Annotated in this window: 16 protein-coding genes; 7 read left to right on the top strand and 9 right to left on the bottom strand. The window is 38.2% G+C overall.

What is annotated here, in order from left to right; genetic code table 11:
• Positions 1-158 precede the first annotated feature (158 nt).
• Positions 159-1667, bottom strand: a complete 1509-nt coding sequence (locus tag H4J57_RS12980; RefSeq protein WP_182214893.1) for an MFS transporter — start codon at positions 1665-1667, stop codon at positions 159-161.
• Between the two features lie 536 nt (positions 1668-2203).
• On the opposite strand from H4J57_RS12980, the gene H4J57_RS12975 reads away from it, so the two are divergent.
• Complete coding sequence (locus H4J57_RS12975) at positions 2204-4030, top strand: glycoside hydrolase family 3 protein (RefSeq protein ID WP_182243228.1); 1827 nt, start codon at positions 2204-2206, stop codon at positions 4028-4030.
• A gap of 67 nt (positions 4031-4097) precedes the next feature.
• Here the strand turns inward: H4J57_RS12975 and H4J57_RS12970 are convergent, their stop codons facing one another.
• The 3 genes from H4J57_RS12970 to mgtE all read right to left on the bottom strand — a co-directional run bounded on the left by H4J57_RS12970 (position 4098) and on the right by mgtE (position 8562).
• Positions 4098-5837, bottom strand: a complete 1740-nt coding sequence (locus H4J57_RS12970) for a nitrilase-related carbon-nitrogen hydrolase (protein ID WP_182243226.1) — start codon at positions 5835-5837, stop codon at positions 4098-4100.
• Between the two features lie 178 nt (positions 5838-6015).
• Positions 6016-6858, bottom strand: a complete 843-nt coding sequence (locus tag H4J57_RS12965) for a phospholipase A (protein WP_182243224.1) — start codon at positions 6856-6858, stop codon at positions 6016-6018.
• A gap of 348 nt (positions 6859-7206) precedes the next feature.
• The gene (gene mgtE / locus H4J57_RS12960; protein ID WP_182243222.1) at positions 7207-8562 is read right to left on the bottom strand and encodes a magnesium transporter; all 1356 of its coding nucleotides are present in this window, start codon (positions 8560-8562) and stop codon (positions 7207-7209) included.
• 725 nt (positions 8563-9287) lie between these two features.
• Here mgtE and H4J57_RS12955 point away from each other — a divergent pair.
• A complete protein-coding gene (locus tag H4J57_RS12955) occupies positions 9288-9989 on the top strand; it encodes a hypothetical protein (RefSeq protein ID WP_182243220.1) in 702 nt (233 codons plus the stop codon).
• A gap of 25 nt (positions 9990-10014) precedes the next feature.
• On the opposite strand, the gene H4J57_RS12950 is transcribed toward H4J57_RS12955, so the two are convergent.
• On the bottom strand, positions 10015-10971 hold the full coding sequence (locus tag H4J57_RS12950; RefSeq protein ID WP_220465247.1) for an alpha/beta fold hydrolase: 957 nt from the start codon (positions 10969-10971) through the stop codon (positions 10015-10017).
• Between the two features lie 139 nt (positions 10972-11110).
• Positions 11111-11779 (bottom strand): glutathione S-transferase family protein, encoded by a 669-nt coding sequence (locus H4J57_RS12945; protein ID WP_182243218.1) that lies wholly within the window; start codon positions 11777-11779, stop codon positions 11111-11113.
• 180 nt (positions 11780-11959) lie between these two features.
• Here H4J57_RS12945 and H4J57_RS12940 point away from each other — a divergent pair, with 180 nt between their 5' ends.
• Positions 11960-12784 carry an AraC family transcriptional regulator gene (locus H4J57_RS12940; protein ID WP_182243216.1) on the top strand — a complete coding sequence of 275 codons (825 nt, stop codon included), beginning with the start codon at positions 11960-11962 and terminating at the stop codon, positions 12782-12784.
• 490 nt (positions 12785-13274) lie between these two features.
• On the opposite strand, the gene H4J57_RS12935 is transcribed toward H4J57_RS12940, so the two are convergent.
• Positions 13275-13958 carry a glucosaminidase domain-containing protein gene (locus tag H4J57_RS12935; protein WP_182214882.1) on the bottom strand — a complete coding sequence of 228 codons (684 nt, stop codon included), beginning with the start codon at positions 13956-13958 and terminating at the stop codon, positions 13275-13277.
• Positions 13959-14181: 223 nt separating this feature from the next.
• Here H4J57_RS12935 and H4J57_RS12930 point away from each other — a divergent pair, with 223 nt between their 5' ends.
• From H4J57_RS12930 to H4J57_RS12915, 4 genes are all read left to right on the top strand, one after another.
• Positions 14182-14934 (top strand): ABC transporter substrate-binding protein, encoded by a 753-nt coding sequence (locus H4J57_RS12930; protein ID WP_182214880.1) that lies wholly within the window; start codon positions 14182-14184, stop codon positions 14932-14934.
• A 386-nt stretch (positions 14935-15320) separates the two neighbouring features.
• Positions 15321-17189 carry a glutathionylspermidine synthase family protein gene (locus H4J57_RS12925; protein WP_182243214.1) on the top strand — a complete coding sequence of 623 codons (1869 nt, stop codon included), beginning with the start codon at positions 15321-15323 and terminating at the stop codon, positions 17187-17189.
• Between the two features lie 64 nt (positions 17190-17253).
• Entirely contained in the window at positions 17254-17868 is a 615-nt protein-coding gene (locus tag H4J57_RS12920; protein WP_182243212.1) for a DUF502 domain-containing protein, read from the top strand.
• Between the two features lie 140 nt (positions 17869-18008).
• Entirely contained in the window at positions 18009-19280 is a 1272-nt protein-coding gene (locus H4J57_RS12915) for a flavohemoglobin expression-modulating QEGLA motif protein (protein WP_182230121.1), read from the top strand.
• Positions 19281-19661: 381 nt separating this feature from the next.
• Here H4J57_RS12915 and H4J57_RS12910 read toward each other — a convergent pair whose 3' ends face one another.
• Both H4J57_RS12910 and H4J57_RS12905 read right to left on the bottom strand, forming a co-directional pair.
• Positions 19662-21113: a response regulator gene (locus tag H4J57_RS12910; RefSeq protein WP_182243210.1), complete on the bottom strand. Its 1452-nt coding sequence runs from the start codon at positions 21111-21113 to the stop codon at positions 19662-19664.
• Between the two features lie 165 nt (positions 21114-21278).
• Positions 21279-23654 carry an ATP-binding protein gene (locus tag H4J57_RS12905; RefSeq protein ID WP_182243208.1) on the bottom strand — a complete coding sequence of 792 codons (2376 nt, stop codon included), beginning with the start codon at positions 23652-23654 and terminating at the stop codon, positions 21279-21281.
• Positions 23655-23951: the final 297 nt, after the last annotated feature.

Below are 23951 nucleotides of genomic sequence, written 5' to 3'. Positions count from 1 at the left end.
AAAAGCTTGCTTTGTTTTCATTTAAAACAATAACTTAAAAACTTTTACATTTATTTTATTTCGTACTCATATTTAATAAAAGTATAAAGATCTCACGAAAATAAAGCTCATTGTATATCTACATAGTTAACTATGTAGATATACAATTTATAAGTGCCTTAGGCAGGCGTAACACCGTCAGTACTGTCATCTAAGTCATTCACTTCAGCCGCCATTTTTCCTCGACGTGCCTCAAGTTTACTGCGGGTATCATGAGCCATTTTCTCAGTAATCGGGTAAGTAGCGACCATCCAAATAGCAACCACCGAACAAAGTACAGGCACAAGTACATCAGCTAAGCGCATATAAAACAGTGTATCAGCAGATTGGGCTCCAGCTAACGCGACATCAAAACCTGTTGCATGAAGTAAAAATCCGCCAGCTGCCATCGCCGCTGCCAAGCCTAATTTAACAACCCACCAATAAATTGAGCCAAACATACCTTCACGTCGCTCACCGGTTTCCAATTCATCAAGATCACAGACATCCGCAACCATAGATCCCATTAAGGTGAACAAACCGCCTAAACCAAAAGAGAAAAATATTGGTGGAATAATCACTAGCATTGGATTATCCGGTGTAAAACAAATCCATTTAAGTGCATAACCAAAGATAGAAATGGCAATGGTTATGAAAAAAGCATTTCGCTTCCCTAACCAGCTTGATAATTTAGTAACAATAAAAATAGCACAAGACGTTGAAATAAATGACACCGTACCCGCCCAACCGACATATTCAGCACCTAATGCTTGATCGCCGCCAAAGACATAATAAATAATCACGTAACTTTGGAAAGCTGAAACCATCATAAAGCCGTTGAACACTAAAAAGGTTGCGCCACATAAACTAAGGAAAGGCTTAAATTTAAGTGTAATTAAAAAGCCCTTAAAGAAATCAGTAACGGCATAACTCAAGCTTCTTGGTTTTACTGGTGGTGCATTCGGGTCAATAATTGTTTTTGAAGTTGCTATGGGTGTAAAGCGTTCAGTAAGAAATATTGCCGGTAAAATACCAACAATAATAGTAAATAGCCCAATAATTACGGCCAACCAACTGGCGCCTTCAATCATATCGCTAAACAGCGATTCATTTTGCATAAACAGTAAGAACCAAGGTGCAAATAACCACGCAAATTGGCCCATAAAATTCTGCACAGCCATGATGCTGGTACGTTCATGATAATCAGGCGTTAATTCATAGCCTAATGCGACCCAAGGTGTTGCAAAAATAGTATAGGCTAGATAAAAAATGATAGAACCAATTAAAAAGAACCAAAAGTAAAATTCTTCACTCTGGCCTCTCGGTAATTGCCATAACAAGGCAAAAGTAATACCTGCGACAATAGCGCCCCAAAATATATAAGGTCTGCGTCGACCCCACTTTGATCTTGTGTGATCGGAAATATACCCCATTAGCGGATCGGTAAAGGCATCGACCAAACGAGGTAATGCACCTAACAAACCCACTAAAGCTGGATTCATACCTAAACCCAAGTTAAGCACTATGGTCATAGTACCAATTGCCGCACCTAATAAGTTATTTACGAAAGCGCCGAAGCCATAGATAATTTTTCTTAGTGTGGAAATTTTATCTTCAGTCGCGGTTTGATAATGTTCTTGCGTACTCATAAAGCGCTATTCCGTTAAAATGATTATTGAATGAAACTTTAGCCTAATTAAAATTTAGTGAAAGGTTTCAATTATAAATGTCATTTGACACTATATAATTGTAAATCTTAAACAATATAAAAACGATGAGTCGGTCATTGTGGGGCGATGAAATGGTCACAATGAGCTTTTTAAATTGATATAATTTTTTCTACTAGCTCAATAGTCCAATAAAAGTATTTACTGAAAAATTGATAAAATCCCAATAACCTCGAAATAAGTCCACCCTACCGTATTTTAGTTGTATCAATTTACATTCGTAATAGTCTGTTAAAGTAAACTAATTTATAAATAATATGGCTAAGGTTAATTAACCGTTTAAATTTATATTTTTAATTTCATTTGAGAGATGTAATACCTGTAAATATTTGTCAGCAACTAAGCAACGCTAAGGATGTAGATATAGCGTTTTACATGCCTGCTTAGCTCACTCAAATGACATTAAAATAAAATTGGCAAAATGAAGAAATTAAATAATGTCAGGATAACTCAATACTATGCAGCCACTACTTAGTCAGCCGTCAATAAAGGAACAAGTTGATGAGCTAATGTCAAAAATGACATTAGCACAAAAAATTGGACAAATGACCCAAGCTGAACGACTGAGCTGTACGCCCGATGATGTCAGAAAGTACCATTTAGGTTCGGTATTGAGTGGCGCAGGTTCATTACCCGAAAATAATGATCTTAACAGTTGGCTAAAAACAACCGATAGCTATTGGCAAGCATCAATGGTTAGTGACGAAAATCATTTAGCAATCCCCTTACTCTATGGTGTTGATGCCATACATGGTCACAATAATCTTAAGGGAGCAACAATTTTCCCACACAATATCGGTTTAGGTGCTGCCGCCGATGCTGATTTAATAGCACGTATTGCACAAGTAACACGAAAAGAGGTATTAGCGAGTGGCGTCGATTGGGTCTTTGCACCCAACCTAGCTGTTGCACAAAATATTCAATGGGGTCGCAGCTATGAAAGCTACGCTCAAACGCCAGAATTAATCAATCAATACGCAAGTGAAATTATCAACGGCCTTCATGGAAAGCTCGCGGGTGAAGGCGTTATCGCTTGTGTGAAACATTGGGTTGGCGATGGAGCTACAACGCATGGCATTGACCAAGGTGATGCTAATATTTCTTGGCAAGAACTCAACAATACTCATATTAGCCCCTACATAAGCGCTTTAAAAGCGGGGGCAATGACAGTTATGGCGTCATTTAATAGTTGGAATGGCAACAAGTGCCATGGTCATAAGTATCTGCTCACGGATGTACTAAAACAACAATTGAATTTTTCTGGTTTCATTGTTTCTGACATGAATGGTATTGATTACCTCTGTGATGATTTTTATCTCTCGGTTGCTCAAGGCGTTAATGCCGGCATCGATATGTTTATGCTCCCCGAAAACTGGCAGCAATTTATTCACCATCTGCATAATCATGTTGAATTAGGAACTGTGCCTATCTCAAGAATAAATGACGCCGTCCGTCGGATATTGTCAGTAAAGTTTGCCAGCGGCTTATTTAATTCGCCTCGCCCCAGTGAAAGGATTTGGGCTAATGATGTTAGTTTTGGTGCTAGTGCGCATAGGAATATTGCACGAGAAGCTGTCAGAAAGTCACTTGTGCTGTTAAAAAACAAAAAAAACATACTGCCTTTAAAAAAGCAGGCTCGCATTTTAGTTACGGGTAAGAATGCTGATAATATCGGTCATCAGTGCGGAGGGTTTACCATTGATTGGCAAGGTGTATCAGGAAACGATCAATTTGAAGGAGCCACTTCTGTCTGGCAAGGTATTTCAGCGATTGCGCCCAATGCGGTATTAAGGCGTGATAATGATGTTTCAGCAATATCGGCAAAAGATCATGATATCGCTGTGGTGGTGATCGGTGAGTACCCTTATGCAGAAGGCCATGGTGATATCAGAGATTGTGAAAATCTTATTATAGAGGCAGGATCACAAATAAACGGTCAAGTAAATATTTCAGCGCCCTATGGCAACTCACTAGCATTAAAACAGTTACACCCAGAAGACTATCTATTAATAAAGAATATTAGTGATAAGGGCATCCCTCTGGTTGTTATTTTGATCTCAGGGAGAACATTAATCATTAATGACGAATTAGATAAGTCAACAGCATTCATTGCTGCTTGGCTTCCGGGTTCAGAAGGTCAAGGTGTTAGTGATATGCTCTTTGGCGAGTTTAACTTCCAGGGAAAACTGTCTTTTTCTTGGCCCAAAAAAACCTCAACAGAAAAGAAGAAAAACAACACTAAACCACTCTTCCCCATCGGCTATGGTTTACGTTACAAAAAATAAAATAATGATATTTACTGGCAATAAATACTGCAATGATAGCACACCCAAAATTAGTAAGCACTTACCACTATTTAGAGCAACTGGAAATAGGATGGACTAATGCTTTAGTGATTTTTCCCTGTTGGTGTTTAACCAGTGGTTGATTAATATAGCCAGTAAATTTAGCTGACTTACGTTCAGATATTAAGGTAGCACCTGAGCTTAAATTGGCAATAAACCCCGTAGACTTTTGTAGTTTATCCTTCTTTTTATTGGCATTTTTATTGGCGTTATCACTAAGTAAATCAACCGATAAGCAGCCCGCAGCGAAGCTCTGTTCACGACTCGCCGCAAGAATACAAATTCTATGTTCTGCCGCACGCGATAACAAGCAATATTCAACTTCACCTGGCTCTTGAATTTCAAAAGGCACCAGTAATAAGTGAACCTGATTCAACGCCGCTACGTTAACTATTTCAGGTATGGTTGCATCATCAGCTGTTAGCATAACAAGCTTGATATTACCTTGCTCTAACGGTAATTCTACAAGAGTTAACGCATCTCCAAGTGGTGTCCACTGGTATCGTTGGCAAAAGTGTAATTGCTGCTGTTTTGCCAATAAACCCTGTTCGCTTATTAACACCGCCTGATGTGCGCCATCAATCACTAAACTAGTACACACATATTGAAAAGGTCTCAGTACTGAGCTGATTTGTATAATGAGTTGTTTACTCAAAGAGGCTATATCGGCGAGTTGCTCAGCATTATTCGTTATGGTTTTATCTGCAATAAAAAATAACTCAGGCAATTGAATAATATCACTGAGGTTGTTTTCAATGTAAAAACAAACATCTTCAATGGCTTGTTCATTAGACTTATAGGTTGCAAATATTGCGACATTCGCCGTTTCGGGAACCTTGTCATTATTCATATGCTTAGCCACCTTTTTTATCGGTAATGTTAGCGCTTGATAAAGTTCAGGGCGTCGTTGCATAAAGACATCGCTGCCATCAGGTCGGCATTTGTTATTGGGTGCTATCGCAGAGTTTTCTAAATCAAGATCAGCAAACACAAAACCTGCTTCATTATGGTTCATTTTAGCGAGTACTTTACCCTCAGGAGAAACTATTTGGCTTTGGCCTGCGCCACTTAGAGATCCCGTTGCTGACAATCGACCAATTTTATTTGCTGTGGCCAAAAATACTTTATTTTCACACGCTCGAGCTGGGTCATGTAAGTGACTTTGATCGTAGGAAAATGTGCTTATTGAATTACAGAATAATTGCCCACCTTGCAAAGCTAATTCACGAGAGGTGTTAAAGGTCATCGTGTCATTACCCATTAACAGTCCAATTTTTGCTAGCGGCGTTAAAGTTAACGTAGACGCCTGACTTGCATTAATAAAAAAATCATTTTCATGACCTTCTAATTTTTGTTTATCGACTTGGTCAAGGCGTTGCCCAAACGGCGAAAATAAACAAGTGGTTATACTAACACCTGCTTTAATCGCATCCTTTTTTTGTTCAGGTGACCAGCTACTTGCAGCATATCGCCTTAAAGTAACGTTTATGACGATGTAGCAGTGATGCTTTTTGGCTTGTTCTGCAATAGCCAGTAAAAAAGGACCGTCAATGTCTAAAGCTTGATGCCAAGCCTGACTACGGTCCTTGTACCCTGGTTCGGTATGGCAAAAAAGTGTATTACAAAATTGAGGTAACACTATGAGTGCTGGCTGACAGACGGCCGCCTCATTTATCATACGCAGGCAGGTTACTTTATTTTCTTGAACATCCAAAGTGGTGGCAAATTGAGAAACGGCGACTCGCATGATATATTTTTCCAGATAATGGGCTGGTGCAGTGATGCAAGCTTAAAGTTACAACTTTAAGCGAGGGGATACTATACTGTTATAACATTGCAGCCCAAACTTTCAATAAACTTAAGGGTGGGCTAACAATTAACGGTTTAGCAAGAGTAGGCAATTACACCTAATGGCGTTGCATTACTTATAAAAATTTCATTTGCATGCCTAAACTAATGCGTTGTTGATGACGGTCATAGTCGATAAGTGAATCCCCATAACCATTAAAGTACTGTATCAAGAAGTCATAACCTTCAGTGAATGAATAAGAAAGATTTAGTTCGACACTACCTTTATTATCACTCAATTTAAGATTATTTCGCACCGCAGTGAAAAGGTTGAATTTGCCTAGCTGAGTACCAACACCAAATTCCATATGCCCAAGATAGTCTGTAATATCTGGATTGTCATCACCAATCACAGAAAGTGGTGTTTCTTTTTCATCTTCAGCTAGTCGATGCCAAGCTTTTATATAATAAAAAGCACTTTCGTCACTAAACACTAACGACGCAAAAACTCGGTTCCAACTGCGCGATGAAAGACCACTTTGACCATTGGATTGATGATTGATGCCAAACTGAACTTGATTAAACTCAAAGCCTAATATGCTGTGATTCTGTTGCCAACTGTAAAATAATTCAGGTTCGTAATTTGTTTCTCGAAAAGGTTTAGATGCCTCACTGTTGTACAGTTGCCAATACGATACTGCGGTAAAACCAAAGTACAGACCTGAAGCATCAGTCGTTGGTAAATATATAGGAAACTTGATGCTAATTTGATATTTAGCCTCTACATTATCAACATTATCATTAGTTAACTCTTCAACCGTACGGGTACCTGGCTTACTAATATAGGAGACTGGCAGTAGGTAATTTAATCTATGTTGCGAAATAGCAAAGGGGTTAGCGGTTGTTTTCAAAAGCGCTTGTTCTCTTTTCTCTAGAATAGATTTTTCTTTTTTTGCAGCGACACTTACTTCTTCAGCCATTAATAACTGAGGTAAAAAAAGCAGGATTAAGCATAAGGTTTTAGTTATAACTGTTGGTATATGGACGTTGTTCAAGTGTTATTTCTCATAAAAATTTAGTATAGGATCGACTTATCAATCAATGTTTAAAGGCATTGTGATAATCGCTCGGTTTATTTTTCGTCATTCACTGTTTTGTTATTAAGTACTTAAACAGGGGTTGATTAAGTACATTGTTAACTAGAGTTAATAATAGCGATAATAACAGGTAAATCCAATTGGGTCAGTCAAACTTATTTGTAAAAGTAGTTTATATAAGCACCAGGGTAAGGCTTATTGGCCTTCTGCTGATGATTAAAGTAAGGCTAATTAAATCAAAATATAAGTCGCAGTCCCTAAAAAGATTAAAAAACCAACCGCATCGGTTATGGTTGTTAAAATAACACCGCCAGCAATGGCTGGGTCTACACCCAGTTTTTTCAATATTATAGGAATAAGCGCACCTGAAAGCGTGCCAGTAAGGCTCACAACAAAAAGAGCCAGCGCAAAAACGCCCCCTAACTGCCAATCGTCATACCATAAAATAGTAATTAAAAAGACCACTGCAGCCCATAATATGCCATTAATAAAAGAGACTTTTAATTCATGAATGGTCAGCGAAACAATATTGGCACTACTGACTAAATCACGCGCAATACCACGAGTAACGACAGTTAACGTTTGGCTACCTGTAACGCCCCCCATGCTTGCCACTACGGGCATGAGTACCGCGAGCGCGACAAGTTGCTCTATTGATGCTTCAAAAAAGCCAATGACCCAAGCGGCCACAAAGGCGGTGATTAAATTGGTGCCCAGCCAAATAGCTCGATTAAAAGAAATATGAGAAACAGGGGCAAACATATCAAGCTCTTCGTTAAGGCCGGCGGAGGCCAATAAACGCTGCTCTGAATTATGTTTTAGCACGTCGATAACATCATCAACCGTTATTCGACCCAACAAAAAATTATTTTCATCTACAACTGGCGCAGAGATTAAATCATGGTCTTCGAAAATTTGTGCAACCTGAATGGCCGATTGTAACGAGTCAATCAAGGGCACATCGTTTTTCATTACGTCGCCAACCGATAAGCTATTGTCCATTGAAACCAAGTCACTAAGATATAAGGTTCCTTGTACCTTGTTATTTCTGTCAACAACAACCAGTTGGTCAAGTTGTTCGGGCAACATACCTTCTTTTTTTCTTAGCTTACACAAATACCGATAGACGGCTTTAAGACTAACATCCTTTCTGACCGCCGTAGCGTCAACATCCATCATACCGCCGGCTGTATTATCAGGAAAAGAGGCCACTGTTTGGTAACGCTCTTTTCGCTGACTATCCATGGCCTCAACCATAGCGCTTACTACAGGTAATGGTAAATCAGCATCAATGTCGGCTAACTCATCCATTTGAAGCGTCGATAAACATTTAAGTAAATCAGCTTCGCTGGTCTTTTTAATCAGAAATTGGCGCAGTTCGCGGTGTACAGAGAGTAAGACTTCACCCTTGTAATTTACCGGGATCAAACTCCAAAAATCATCGCGATATTTATTGGGTAGTGATTCGAGTAATCGGCCCAATTTAGCCGGATGGTATTTCTCTATTGAAATCAACAGCTCTTGATCGTCTTCTTGCTCTAATGAATGCGTTAATTGGCTAACAAGTTTGGTAAAAGTATTGCTCATAGGATCCACTTATAGTGATTAATTCAATATTTACTGGAAAAGGCGTGCTTAGCAAGTTGCTTGAGCGTAACTTAGTCGCAATCACCACTGACATCAAGGCTTATTAACAGGTCAAGCTATTGCTTGAAAAGCCCGGCTAAATTTATGTAAATAAAACACTTACTTTAGGCGCTTAACAATAAGTCATTGCTAAAAGCGTGAGCCAGTCATTAGGCATTAAAATAGCGAGGATAAAAATAATTTTAATAATATGCATATAATAATGTAAACAAAGTAGCCCATTGACCGGATAAAAGTCAGGGTATTTTACATTATTTACTTAGATAAGGCGGTAAATTTACTTGATAGATTATATATCGACTATGCACCACCTGTTTTAGCTAGATATGGCGAAAAACAGCTGTTCAACTTCCATTGTAAATTAATAAAAAAAACAAAGAGTATTGAAGAATAATAAAAGTAAGGTTTTCTCTATTCCGTGTGATAAAAGCCTCAATGTAAACACTGAGTGCAGATTATGCTAACCAGTAAACTAACCGGTTAGCTAATGCCTAAAAACCGTCAATAAGCCTATTGATAATAACGCTTAAACATCGCCTGAGGTTTTTAATAACTTGGCTTACCAAGCGATAATAGCTGCAACAATTTTATTATTTAAAAATACCACACAACAAAACAATTAGAGTATACACTGAGCCAATTATTTGTATTAAACAAGGGTTACAATGAAGGAAAATATGCAGACATTCATCGCTTTATTGTCAGCAGATGACGATAATGATTTACGCCAACATTATTTAGCTTCAAGTGAGTCGGAAAATATCATTCAATTAGCTTATCTATTTCAACAAGGAATAGCGCAAGTCGCATCGTTTGATTTTTATCAACAATTAACCACAACATTAATAGCCAGTAAAATTTTACCTGTTGCGCTTATCGCACAAATTAAAACCAACGACACATTGAGTTTTTTTACCCCTGCCCTTCAGGTACAAGACAACTTTACAAAAACAGATCGCAGACAGCGCAATGCTTTACATTATTTATTCGCTGGCAATAAAGTAGTCGCCAGTACCCCACCCTTTATTTATTTACGTTCAATGATGTTATTTGGCAGCAATAATACCTTACGTGATGCGCTCTGCCAGCGTGACCACGAAAACTTAACTCCCATTGAAGTTTATTTATCGACTAATCAAAATTTAATTTTGCTAGCGCCGCACGAACTTACCGCATTATTGGCCTTAATAGAAATTGAAAGTAAACAACAGCCCTTAGCCACAACCAACTACTCAAAGGTAATTAAAGTGCTTGCTGAATTATGTTCTCGTCAAGATAAGCGCTTTGACAGTGAGCTACAACGTCTTATCTTGGTCGCCATCTACTACAAAAAAGCCATTAACGATATCGTTAATGGCTTACACTAAATTCCAGTTGGCGTTATCGCAATGATTATTGAGACTTGTTATCTTGTAAAAATTGTTTAACAACTAATACTGTTGCCTGAGGGTTTTCTTCGTGAGGTACATGCCCTAAATCATCAAAGACAACTAATTGACTGTTGATAATATCTTTCTTAAATTTCATCGCAAGCTTGATGGGGATGAGCTTATCTTTTCTTCCCCAAATGATAAGCGTTGGTACATTTATTGTTGAGATCTTTTTGGCTAAATCCCCGGGGACCGTCTGCTTAAAGCGTTCTTTTAGAGCGTTACGATTTCCTTCACGAAGCGTCAAATCATAGTATCTGTCAACTAATTCACTGGTGACTAAGTCAGGGTTTCCATAAACATTCTCAACACTTTTTTTCACCAAAGATTTAGGTAAAACGTTTTTTAATAACCGGCTCGTTATCGGATTTTTAGACAATTTAAAGGCTAAGGGTAAAGATTCAGACTTAAAAGGATAGCCACTCGCGTCGACTAAAATTATTTGAGAGACTCGCTCTGGATATAACACTGCGGTAGCCCAAGCAATATACCCGCCTAAAGAGTTACCTGCTAATACACTTTTTTTAACCTTTAACTTATCTAACACAGCAATAACAACTTCAGCATAATGTTCAATAGTATAATTATTTTTAGGATCGGGGCCGGTTAGACCAAAGGCAGGTAAATCAAAGCGAATAACTCTGCGTTGTGTTTTTAGTTGGTCAACCCAGCCATCCCATGTATGTAATGACGCGCTCGTACCATGAATTAAGACAATAGGATCTTCATCAGACTTTGGTCCTTCATCTCTAAAATGTATATTCATACCAGCAATCTGCATAAATTGTGATGGCTCAGCAGCCCAGCGCTTGCTGAGTTCAGCGACAGACTTATCAGGTGCTTGATTAACATAAAGATAACTGGCAAATAAAACGACTACGCTTAGTAGTATAAACAGACTGATTTTTAAAATTCTCAAGAGATTATTGGCCTTTTTCTCTATATATTGTTGATGAAGATTGATTGTAGCTGAATTTATTCTATCAGTATCAGCTACAATGAATAATCATCCCGGGTAAATATCCAAACGCTAACAACGCCATAATGATAAGTTGTTATTAAGCATAATCGTAATGACCTCCAGACTTAAGGGCTTTTTGATAGGCTGAACGGGCTTGAAAACGCTTAACGTAAGCGGTAATTTCTGGGTAGTTATTGTCATTTGAACTTTTGGCAACCCAAGCCTCTAGAGGAAAACTCATTTGAATATCAGCACCAGATAATTCTTCTCCAGCAAACCACTGATTATTTTTTAAATGGCTTTCGATAAAGTCTAAGTTCCCGGTAATATTTGGCCCAACATAGCCTTTCATTACTTTTTTCACAATCCCTCTAGCAATTGGCTTAACAAAAAAGGGCATCGTACTTTTCAATATTTTTTCAAAGATTATTTTTAGTAATAATTGTGGCATCAATGTTCCCTCAGCAAAATGTAACCAGTATATATACTGGCGATGTGCTTCTGTGCCAATATCGGGAGTAAAATCATCACCACCATAAGTTTGTGCAAGGTATTCAATAATGGCTCCAGACTCGGCAACAGTAATGCTACCATCAGTGATCACTGGAGATTTACCCAATGGATGTACTTTCTTTAAGGTGTTAGGCGCTAAATTTGTTTTTAGGTCTCGCTCATAACGCTTAACTTCATAAGGGACGCCAAGCTCTTCTAAAGCCCAAAGCACCCGCTGCGAACGTGAGTTATTAAGGTGGTGTACAACAATCATAGTTTTCCCCATTAAGATAAAAGCCTAAAGCCAACTATTGTACTATAAATTGCTATCATGATTTATTCGTGATGACCGCAATCAATAGTACAATAGTGCTAAGTAAATATTATTTTAATAGCTTTATTGCCTGGCGTCGCATACGATTGAACCACATAATTATACTATCGGACTATTTTAATGCTTTGGACATCCAGTGTTGTATTACGTCGAGATATCGAACAGCACCAGCATAACCTGCATGAGTTTGTCGTTTGTTTAAAAGGTGCTGTAAGCATAACGATTAATGACGAAAGCCATCAACTTTTAAGCGGACATTCCGTTTTTATCCCTGCTGAATATCAACATTCAATCACGACAGATAAAAACACCGAAACAAAATTACTGTTTGCATGTATTGCTCCCCCGTCCTTTGATAACTTGTCAACACCCGCCAACAGTTTGTATTTAAAAACGTTATCTAAAGGAGGATTTTTAACTAACAATCTCAATTTAAGCAGCCAGCACAGTACGCAAGGAATGCAAAAAATTGCCAATGAACTCGAAATACAACCCATTTCGAGCTCACCATTAAATGTTTGTTTAAAAGAGAACCTCTACTTACGACTATTACTGATCCATATCAGCAACGCCGGTTACGAGCAGCAAGCAAATGCACAATCATCTTTGCGAATGACCAATGCTCAAGATTGGATCAACAATAATTACACTATGGATATCACTCTAGATAAGGTGGCAAAGCAAGTTAATCTATCAAGAAGTCATTTTGCTCGCCAATTTCGCCAGCACACCGGTTTCAGCTTTATTGAATACCTTTTAAAACTGCGTTGTGATGCCGTTGCTAAAAACCTTGCTAGTTCCAACACCGATATAACCGAAATTGCTTTTGCTTCGGGCTTTAGTAATCTTAGTCATTTTTACCGGCACTTTAAACGCCGCTACGGGATAACTCCCGGTGCTTTTAGGTTAATGATTAAACATCAAGGGGTAACACTGAGACCTTAGGCCGCTGTAAAATTTTTCTAGCTAAGGAGTGTTTTACCTTAAGTGTTGTCATAGATGTATTAGCGCAAATATAGACTTCAAAACCCTATAAGCTCAAATATAATAAAGTTACCCTTGCAAGGGTTCGAGATAGAGTGACACAAGATTCATGCAATGTGTTGCCAGAATACTATTTTTCAAAGTAACCACAGCAGAAATTTGTCTACGTCAGATAAATTTATCATTTGAGAACCTGCTTAGATTCACGATTAAATACCTGTCGATTATCAGAATTATATAGGGGAGCTAAGATATAAACTTTGCTGAAGTCTTTACGGGTAATGGGGATAACGTTGAGCAGGTATTATGCAGGATAACAAAAAATAAAATCGAGCACGATGAAGATAACGAACACCTACTTCAGCATGCTTTAAATCAGCCTTACTTGATTGAACTACTCGGCACTTAAGTACCGAGTTTTCTCGACGACACTGATAAATTTAACCGAACTTTAGTCATAAGTATTAAATTTATTAAACTTTATAATAGAGGTTAATTCATCACCATATTCTGCACCCTTTTCAGAATAACGGTCTAACTTTTTAACTAAAGAGTAGGGGTCATCAGTTTTTAGTCGTAATTGCCTAAATTTCTGAAAGGCGGCGCTGCGTCCAAGGGTTCGATAGTAGCCCCTTACCGAGGCTTTAATAGAAGGGTATCTTTTTAGCCAAATGGTTTTATCACCCCTTTTTTTCAGTGCCGCGATTCTAGGTTCATCTTCATCGAATGACCAAACACCAAAAATATTATTAGCTTCATTAAAAAAACGAGAGGTTGCCCAAGAACTCTCCATTGCCGCTTGTGCAATAGCAATACTTTTAGGGTGAGGTTTAAGTGCCATTAACAGCTCATTATCAGTTTTGGCTTTATATTCTATTTTCAGTTTTTCTATCATATCGTTATCACTACCTAACTTAAGTGACTCTGAAACGTCAAGATATTGAACCATAAGTTCATCATAAACTTCGTCTATTGCAGGAATAATTAAATTTTTAAAGCGAGCCTTTTTCTCTTGTACTGTCATTTTTGGCAAAGTAGGTTCATTTGCGCCATAGAAATAAATCGCTGTCGATAATAATAATATTAAGGGGATAAGTATCAATAATGTTTTTGACTGAAAAGCAGTTAATTTCATGGCAAACCTTGTAGTTAGAAATATATTGTTAAGTATAAAAAAGCGGTTAACTTTCAGGAAGTATAGCATAAAGTCCGCTAAAATTTTAAAAGTAAAGTTATCTAGTTCTGCAGTCTCGTGTCATAAAAAATTTACTTGTTTGATAAACAGCTGTGAAAAATTATTTTTCGTCTATTTTTCGTCTATACTCATTTTACTTATTTATTATCCTATTAACTAACATATGCAGCTAAAACTATTTTTATTAATCATCAGTTTGTTATTTACTCTGCCTTCCTTTGCTCAACAAAAAATCACCATTGCCTTTGGTGATGCTCTTGCACCTTGGGTAATGCCTGAAACTAACGACGGTATAATAATAACTTTAATAAGAGAGGCCTTAGAGCCAGCTGGCTATGAAATAGAAGCAATTTATTATCCATATGCTCGCCGAATAACATCATTCAGAGCTAAGGATGTTGATGCGGCCTGTGACATGAACTTAAAAACAATGACCAAAGAAAACCTTACCGGTTTCTTATCTGATGAAGCTTATGCTTACGAAAATTTTGCCTTCGCATTAAAAAAGCATAATTATAAATTTACTCACTTGAATGAGCTAGCTTCATACTCTTTATTGTCTTGGCAAGGCGCCAAAACACACTTGGGTGGAGAGTATGCCGTAATGGCCAACAAAAACCCGCTTTATCTAGAGAATCATGATCAAGAATTACAGGTTAAAATGTTATATCTAGAACGTTTCGATATCATTCAGTTAGACCTACAAATATTTAAACATTACCGAGCTAAAATTCAAAAAGAAGGACAAATCAATACCCATTTATTAGTGGATAAATTTCCACTTTTTGGAGCAAGCCCTAATAATATTCTTTTTCATGATAAAAAAGCCAGAAATGCCTTCAATAAAGGCCTTAAAGAATTAAAAGCGAATGGTCGTTATGAAAAAATATTCGCATCGTATACCTTAGGTAACTAGTGAGTTATTTACGGATTATAGTCTCGACTCTAAGGATGACGAACCATTAGCGAAAAGTGCTCAACGTTTAGTGGTTTATTCTTATCATCCTCGCCTCAATATTACTCATCAATTTTGCACGAAGATAAAATGCCTTCGCTATTTTATATCCGTTAGCTTAAACAAAAATATTATAAGGTTAGCTTCATAGCTACTTATGCTCTATATTTCACGTAAAAAATACCGTTAGTTTAATCTGATCTTGACCAGAATATTAAGCTTAATGTAAAGTTAGTTTAAATGAGCTCATCGTTCATCTTAACCATTATTTCACTCAACTATTTTAAAGGGCAATGCTATAGCGAAAGCATTTTTTTTACGCTAATAGCCACTTAAGTCTGGACTAAATGACTAAAATTAAAAACATACAAGATGTCTCTTTTGGCACCCCTATCGGTATATCGATGGGCAATGTAACCGCTTATTCTAGCGATTATGATACCGTAGACCCATTAATCTATAAATCGCGTAGTCACTTTAGAAGCTATGTAGATGATATTTATATGGGACATAAATGGCAATGTGTTGAATTTGCTCGTCGATGGCTTTACACCAACAAAGGTTATATTTTTAACGATGTAGCTATGGCTTACGAAATATTTAATTTACGTTCCGTGAGAGATATTGTAAATAATAACGAACTCGCCTTAAATGCCTTTGAAAATGGCGCAAAGAGATTACCTGAAGTAGGAAGTTTACTAATTTGGGATGAAGGTGGAGAATTTGAAGAAACGGGTCACGTAGCTATAATCACTGCAGTTTTTAACGATAAAGTGTATATCGCCGAACAAAACATGGCCTTTGCACCTTGGCCAAATGGGCAAAACTATTCGCGTGAAATAAAAGCAAAATTAGGCAGTAACGGCGACTACTGGCTACACTGCCCCTCTGATGGGTCAACCATTTTGGGGTGGTTAATACAAACTGATGATGAAACAGATGCGCTGATTTCTTCTCTGCCAGAACCCGCAGTGTTTAATATTGAAGCTTGTACTGCGCCAGCACAAAATAAAGCCAATACCCCTTGGTTAAACCTCGCCAATGACGACGAATATGCATTTTTTCAAATGATGGCTGGCCATAGACTGTCATGTGATGATGCAAGCGCTTTACGCTATTACCGTATATCACCCCAAGCTCATTTAGCACTAGAAACGGCCACGGATGAACTGCATCAAATGTTTATGCATGCTACCGATTACGTGCTGGAACATCCAGAGCTATTGGAAAAATTCGGCTTACCCAAAAACCTAAATGAAAAAATTAAGCGCTCATGGTCTAACCGCGCTAATCAATTAGTAACAAGTCGTTTTGATTTTTCAATGTCTGAACATGGCTTGAAGGTCTACGAATATAATTGTGATTCGGCATCATGCTATATGGAGGTTGGAAAAGTACAAGGTAAATGGTTAAAACACTTCCAAGTGAAAGGTGGAACTGATGCAGGCACAGCCTTATTTAGCCTTTTAGTTAAAGCTTGGCAAGCTCGTGCTATCGACTCCGTTATTCATATATTACAAGATGATGACCCCGAAGAAACCTATCATGCACTCTTTATGAAAAACGCCATAGAAGCGGCGGGTCATCAATGTAAAATATTGGTAGGGATTGATTCATTAACGTGCAATAAAAATAATGAAATTGAAGATTCAGCCGGCATAAAGCTTCAATGGATATGGAAAACATGGGCGTGGGAGACTGCACTTGACGAAATAAGAGCAAATCAAGATGATGTCATTAATAAAACTCAGCATAATAAATCCATTAAACCTAGCTTATCTGACGTACTACTAAACGATAATATTATGGTTTTTGAGCCACTTTGGACACTTATTCCTAGCAACAAAGCGATTTTACCTGTGCTATGTATGCTATTTCCAAATCATCCCTACTTGTTAAATACCAGCTTTGAATTAACGGATGAACTTGAGCAAACTGGCTACGTAAGCAAGCCAATCGTTGGCCGCTGTGGTGCAAATATAAAGATAATAGATGAAAACAAGCAAGTGATTGCCGAAAAGTCAGGTAATTTTGAAACAAGAGAGCAAATCTACCAAACATTGTTCCCCTTGCCCTATGTCGAGGATAAATATGTGCAAGTTTGTACTTTTACCGCAAATGGCCATTATGCCGGTAGTGGTGTAAGAGTGGACTCGTCAATGATTATTGATAAAGATAGTGATTGTTTAGCATTACAATGTAAACATGACGTATAAAAATGTTTCTTGCGCTAACATTCAGCATATCTGCGCTTATTTCAACCGTATCTAGGATATTAACTTGCAATTATTAAGTATATTAAAAAATATTAAAAACTTTTTATTAACGGCATTTATTGGTGGAATGGTTATATTATTGCCCGTTGTTATTGTCTTTAAAGTCGCTTTTTGGCTATTAAATTCACTTTCAATGGCCTTTGAACCGATATCTACTTTTTTCTCAACACAATTTGTCTCTCACATCCCTTTAGCTGAAATTCTTGCGTTTACTGCAGTGTTTTTATTGTGTTTTATCATAGGACTACTCGTACAAACAGTATGGGGACGCTATGTTCATGGCCAATTAGAACAACGCTTACTTGTTCCAATTCCTGGTTATACGCTGATAAGAGATATACTGAGCCAGTTTAAAAATAAAGATGGTGGTTCTTTTACGCGCCCAGTAATGCTTAAAGCATTTCAATCTGAACAATTAGTTTTGGGTTATATTACTGACGAATTAGAGGATCATTTTGCGGTATTTGTGCCTACTAGCCCTAGCCCATTTAATGGTTTTGTTATTTTTGCTCCTAAAGCAGATGTTAAACACATTGAAGGCAGTGCTAAAAGCGTGATGAACTTAATCGTCGGCTGTGGTGTTGGCTCAGCCAAAACATTAACAAAAGATCATTTTTAAAACCCCTTAACTTTACCATGTGTTAATGCGCCAATTTACAGAGTAAAACCAATAAGATAACAATTTATTTTTGGTGCTAACGCAATTTTTGTGAGTTAACTCAGTAAGTAACTCGTAATGACTATGGAATTTAAAGACCCATGAATACATTAGAAGTGGAAAAAGAACGGATATGCCAGATAAGTTCTATTCTATATAGCGCGAGCCAACCGATTAGAATACTCACTCATTTAGAATGGAACAGAGATATTAAACAGCAATTCTTTGCGGATAAGTGCAAAGAGCTACCTAAGGTTAGCTACCCTACTTTTGATCCCAGTAAAACCTTAAGTTTAGTGAGTGAAGCTAGAAGCTTGATGGGGAATTCAGACATAGATGAATGGCTAAAGCGCATTTCAACTAAGCTTGAACATGGTGCTTTGATGATGGGATCGGTAGGCACTAAAAAGTTTTATGAATTTTCTGAGGCGCTTTACGGTAAACCTACCAACCCATTTACTGACGGTAAATCAACACCGCTTGAATTGGCAAATATTTTTGACAAACAAATTAGTAGTTATGCTAGTTACAACTTTGGTAGTCCACCACCTATGTGTTATCTAGCTTCAGATATCGCTGAGCAAATGCAAGCAGCCGTGACTAAAATGTTTGGTACAGATGCGCCAAAAGTTGAAGTGGTTGACGAGCTATCTGCCAACGCGCTAGCAAACCCAAAGTTAATACGGATTAGGAAGACAGCCTGTTTTACTGATCTTGACGCGCAACAACTCATTAATCATGAAGCCCATATTCATGTTGCCACCTCAATTAATGGACTTAATCAGCCGCACCTTAAAATATTAGCCGCTGGTCATCCTGGGACCACTAAAACACAAGAAGGCTTAGCGGTATTTTCTGAATATATCACTAATTCTATCGATTTGGATAGACTGCGTAGACTAGCTGACCGTATTATCGCGATACAAATGTCGATTGAAGGCGCAGACTTTTTAGAAGTGTATAACTACTTTTTAGGTCGTATTGGCAATGAATCACAAGCTTATGAAAATACTCGAAGAGTTTTCAGGGGAGGTGTTTTAACTGGCGGCGCGCCCTTTACTAAAGATGGTGTTTACTTAGAAGGACTTATCCGCGTGCATAATTTCTTAAAAGCTATCGCCGCTAATGGTCGAGCAGATTGTCTTAAGTTATTATTTTGTGGAAAATTAGATATTGAAGACATTCCTGTACTATACAAATTAGAGGAAATGGGACTATGTCAGCCCGGTAAATACTTACCACCATGGGTTGAAGACGCACGCTATTTATTGGCTTACTTAACCTGCTCTGAGTTTCTCAATAAAATGGATATGCCTAAAATTTATAGCCATTATGATGAGTTGCTGCACAGCATTCCAAAAACGTTCAATTAACGTTGCGAAATACATTAGCTACTAGCTGCCATCAGGCTTATATATGATAGCGGCTAAAGCTACGGTTTAATAACAGCTACTAGCTGTCATCAGGCTTATATATGATAGAGGCTAAAGCTACGGTTTAATAACAGCTACTAGCTTTCATCAGGCTTATATATGATAGAGGCTAAAGCTACGGTTTAACAACAGCTACTAGCTGTCATCCGGCTTAAATGCAATAGCGGCTAATGCTGCCATTTAACAACAACTACTAGCTACCATCAGGCTTATATATGATAGCGGCTAAAGCTACGGTTTAACAACAGCTACTAGCTGTCATCAGGCTTAAATGCGATGGCGCCTAATGCTGTTGTTAAAACAGCGTTACTTATGCAAAAGTTAGTGGTCGTCTTTATATTTTTCATAGACCTTTTCAAAATTCCCTGGATGTGCGGCAAAAGCAGCAAGCACCTTAGGGTCGAAATGCTCAGGCATGGTTCTACCATCACCTTCAATAATTATTTTTACTGCCTTTTCATGACTAAAAGCAGGCTTGTAAGGACGTTTTGAACGCAGCGCATCATAAACGTCACACAGCGCCATAATACGAGCAGATAATGGAATATCTTCACCAGAAAGACCATTAGGATAGCCAGTGCCATCCCATCTTTCGTGGTGATTTAATGCGATTTCAGCGCCCATTTTGATAAAAGGAGAGTCACCCTTTTGCAGGATTTTTGCGCCAATAGCACTATGCGTGTTCATGGTCTCACGCTCTTGAGGTGTAAAAGGCGTTGTTTTGAAAAGAATAGCATCTGATATACCAATCTTACCAATGTCGTGCATCGGGCTCGCATAAAATAATGCTTTATTCATTTTTTTACTCAGACCAAGCAATCGTCCTAACAGATATGAATAGTGTGCAATACGGCGTACGTGTGCCCCGGTCTCCTCATCCTTAAATTCAGCAGCGCTGACCATAGTGATGATAGTTTCCTTATAAGCATTTTCAAGCTTAACCGTACGTTCTTTAACCTTGTCTTCAAGTTTATTGTTGTAGTCTGTAAGGAGATCGCTGTAATCCTTTAAGCGCAACATATTCCTAACTCGTAATATAAGTTCAGCTCGGTCGATTGGCTTAGTAAGAAAATCATCAGCGCCTACTTTAAGTGCCGTCAATTTAGCCGCATGCTCATCTATCGAGGTCACCATAATAATTGGAATATACATGGTCTCAGGATTAAGTTTTAACCTTTCAGCAACTATATTGCCATTCAGCCCAGGCATCATGATGTCGAGGAGAATTAAATCCGGTGGGTCTTGCTCAACACTTTTTAAAGCCTCTTCACCACCATTAACTGTCTGAATAATATATCCTTCATATTCGAGCATCACCTTAAGGAGTTCTCGATTGAAGTCTTCATCGTCAACGATAAGGACTTTTCTGGGACGATTATTCATGTCGATTTTCCTGTTAAGAGATTGAGGTTGTATTACATGTTTTTCGACCGCTGCCCACAAGACTTTATAACGCAAGGGTTTAGATATATAGCCATCGCAACCGGCAGCCAAACACAGCTCCTCATCACCACTCATTGCTAGAGCAGTTAACGCGATAATAGGTATAGACTTTGTCGCAGGAGATGCCTTTAGCAATACCGCAGCTTCTAAACCCGACATACCCGGGAGTTGCACATCCATCAGGATCAAGTCTGGCAATTCTGTTCGACTTATATGCAAGCCACTTTGCGCATCTTTTGCTTGTATAACGCTATGACCCGCTTTTTCAACTAACAAAGTGGCGAGTTCCATGTTCATCGGGTTGTCTTCAACAATTAATATGCGAGCCATTTCATTTCCTCTTACTGCGTTTACGTAAAGCTCACTAAGCTGAAGTACTCACTATTTATTCACATTATCTTTGGCCGTATGGCTAAAATATAAACCTAAAGCATATTTATTCTTTAATGATAAATTAACGCGTCCTTACATACTCAGTCTTTGTAAGAGTCCTGCTTAACTCTCTTTCTCTAGCGCTAAATTTACCAGTACCGAAGCGCTTTTCTCAACTTCAGTAACAAGGGGCAACTCATGCTTTTTAACCAAGTTACGGACAATATTCTCATCTTTTATTTGTATGAGTGGGTTGACTGAAAGAGAAACGTCTTTAACGCTGACATCACGCCATGGTAGCCACACTTTAAAACAAGCACCTTTATCTTCTGCGCTCGATACCGCCATAAAACCACCATGCAAATGAGCAAGTGCTTTCACCATAACTAAACCCAGCCCAGTACCACCAAATTTTCGGGATAGGCTACTGTCTATTTGGGTGAAGGGTTGAAAGAGCTTATTTAAATCATTCTCAGAAATCCCTATGCCGGTATCATGTACCGTGATTTCTAAAAACTCATCAAAGGTGGCTTCAACACCATCAACTTCATTAATTAGCCGAGTTTTCCATAAGTTATCTTCGGTGATCATAATCGCGTCAGCGCGAACAGCACGGCAAGCGGAAAGAATAATAGTGCCACCTTGTGGTGTAAACTTAACAGCATTAGATAATAGGTTGTAAATAATCTGTTTGAGTTTGCGCCCATCGCATTGCATAAAACCTAACTCTGCTTGCACATCCTCTATTAATTCGATGTCTCGCGATAACGCTTTCTCTTTTATCATAGAAGTACAGTCATGCAATAAGCTGGTCAATTGAAAAGTCTCTATATCGAGGATCATCTTACCCGCTTCTACTTTCGAGAGATCAAGCACATCGTTGATTAGCGAAAGCAAATGCTGACCACTTTCAAAGATATTGCCAATATATTTACTTTGCTGTTGACTAAGTTCCCCCACCAAGCCATCTCTAATGACTTCTGAAAAACCTATAATAGCATTGAGCGGCGTACGTAATTCATGAGACATACTGGCCAGAAATTCGCTTTTCATTTGACTAGCGTGGCGTAAAGCTTCACTTTCAGCACGCAGTTGCTCGCTTTGTCGCTGCTCACTGATGTCTCGAGTAACTTGGGCGAAACCAAGCACTTTGTTATCAGTGCCATTTATCGCGGTTATAACTGTATTTGCCCAAAAGCGTGTGCCATTTTTACAGATTTGCCAGCCATTTATTTCAAAACGGCCTAGCTCTCTAGCGATCTGTAATTCTTTTTGTGGTTGACCTGCAATTATTTCTTCATGGGGATATAAACAAGAGAAAAACTCTCCAAACACATCAGCAAAGGTATAACCGGTAATATATTCAGCCCCTTTATTCCATGAGCTAATACGTCCATCGGCATCAAGCATTATAATGGCATAATCACGAACACTTGAGACAAGAAGTCGAAGCGACTCTTCACTCTTTTTTAATTGCTTATCTGCTTGCAATTGGGCTAGTTCAACAACCGAAGCACGCCGAACGTACAACCAAGTAGCGAGTGACACTACCGCAAATAATATGCCTCCCATCCAAAGTAGCTGTCGAGCACGTCTATAAATTGGCGCATAGACTTCTACTTCATCAACTTTTGCCACCATGCCCCAATCCATTCTAGGGATCTGCGCTAAATAGGAGATAACTGGTATGTTTTGATAATCTACACCACGAAAAAAACCCGTTTTGCCATTGACGGCATTCGTACCCGGGATATCTTCTTGGTTAAGTGGAATACTCAAACTAAGCGATAAGTCTTTCTTACGACGTACCTCATTAAGATACAATGCCTCGCCGTTATCTCTGCGTACTAGTAAGGTTTCTGCACTCAGGCGACCAACTGGCCAAGCATCCAGCATAGGAAATAAAAACTGCTCTGGATGAATACGAAAATAAAGTACACCAATGATCTGACGAGACCCTTTACTTTCGACAAATAAAGGCACTAGCATCGCCATTTTTAGTTTTTCTTTTTGCCCTAGGTTAATCTCACCAAGAATCATTTTTTCAGTGCGAATAACGTCTATGGCCTGCTCTGTTATCGACTCATCGGGTGGGGTAATTGTTATGCTGTTAGTCGATAATATTACCTGACCTGCTAGGTCGAGCAACGATAAGACAGCATATTTATTGCTGTCTTCAATATCTTTAAGGCGCTTTAGAATATTATCACGGTTAGCATTATCGAGTGCACCAGCACGTAACCATTGTTCTAGTAGAGTGGTGAAATAATAATCTTTACTGATAATACCTGCATCACGTTCAAGTCCGTCAAGCCAATATTCGATTCGTTCGACTTTTAGATTAGCAATGCTGGCGAGGTTATCTTCGCTGCGTTCAAGAATGATGTTTTTCTGATATTGAAATATTATCAGTCCAGTCATAATGATCGACAAAGCGAAAGCCATAAGTAAGATAAAGGGCTTAACCGAAGAATTTGGGAACCGCGTATCAACATTCATAGTATCATCCAGTCTTTTTGACAGAATTTTGAGTACTATCAGCTTGTAAAATAGCAAGTAAGGTAATATTCATTCCTGATGTAATGGCAAAGGTTAGTGTTAAGTACGTTCACCTAACATCAATTCAGTATGGCTTTATATCGATAGATAGCAAGGTTTTATTTATAGCAACACCGACAATGAAAAGAGCTCTAATTTAAGAAAAACAATAACTACATTTTTATTGCGTAGAGTTAATAAAGCCAATATTTTTAATAACTTAAGAATAAACCTGTCAAGTTAAGGTTTGATAGCATC

Origin of the sequence: Colwellia sp. BRX8-7 (assembly GCF_014077275.1) — a bacterium.
Classification (GTDB): domain Bacteria; phylum Pseudomonadota; class Gammaproteobacteria; order Enterobacterales; family Alteromonadaceae; genus Colwellia_A.
Note: the sequence above shows the minus strand (reverse complement) of the source record. Positions and strands in the feature narration are given on the sequence as shown.

Bases quoted from the DNA above. Each gene is read 5' to 3' on its own strand.
- H4J57_RS12980 (WP_182214893.1), bottom strand. From the start codon at position 1,667: ATGAGTACGCAAGAACATTATCAAACCGCGACTGAAGATAAAATTTCC.
- H4J57_RS12975 (WP_182243228.1), top strand. From the start codon at position 2,204: ATGCAGCCACTACTTAGTCAGCCGTCAATAAAGGAACAAGTTGATGAG.
- H4J57_RS12970 (WP_182243226.1), bottom strand. From the start codon at position 5,837: ATGCGAGTCGCCGTTTCTCAATTTGCCACCACTTTGGATGTTCAAGAA.
- H4J57_RS12965 (WP_182243224.1), bottom strand. From the start codon at position 6,858: ATGGCTGAAGAAGTAAGTGTCGCTGCAAAAAAAGAAAAATCTATTCTA.
- mgtE (WP_182243222.1), bottom strand. From the start codon at position 8,562: ATGAGCAATACTTTTACCAAACTTGTTAGCCAATTAACGCATTCATTA.
- H4J57_RS12955 (WP_182243220.1), top strand. From the start codon at position 9,288: ATGAAGGAAAATATGCAGACATTCATCGCTTTATTGTCAGCAGATGAC.
- H4J57_RS12945 (WP_182243218.1), bottom strand. From the start codon at position 11,779: ATGATTGTTGTACACCACCTTAATAACTCACGTTCGCAGCGGGTGCTT.
- H4J57_RS12940 (WP_182243216.1), top strand. From the start codon at position 11,960: ATGCTTTGGACATCCAGTGTTGTATTACGTCGAGATATCGAACAGCAC.
- H4J57_RS12935 (WP_182214882.1), bottom strand. From the start codon at position 13,958: ATGAAATTAACTGCTTTTCAGTCAAAAACATTATTGATACTTATCCCC.
- H4J57_RS12930 (WP_182214880.1), top strand. From the start codon at position 14,182: ATGCAGCTAAAACTATTTTTATTAATCATCAGTTTGTTATTTACTCTG.
- H4J57_RS12925 (WP_182243214.1), top strand. From the start codon at position 15,321: ATGACTAAAATTAAAAACATACAAGATGTCTCTTTTGGCACCCCTATC.
- H4J57_RS12915 (WP_182230121.1), top strand. From the start codon at position 18,009: ATGAATACATTAGAAGTGGAAAAAGAACGGATATGCCAGATAAGTTCT.
- H4J57_RS12910 (WP_182243210.1), bottom strand. From the start codon at position 21,113: ATGGCTCGCATATTAATTGTTGAAGACAACCCGATGAACATGGAACTC.
- H4J57_RS12905 (WP_182243208.1), bottom strand. From the start codon at position 23,654: ATGAATGTTGATACGCGGTTCCCAAATTCTTCGGTTAAGCCCTTTATC.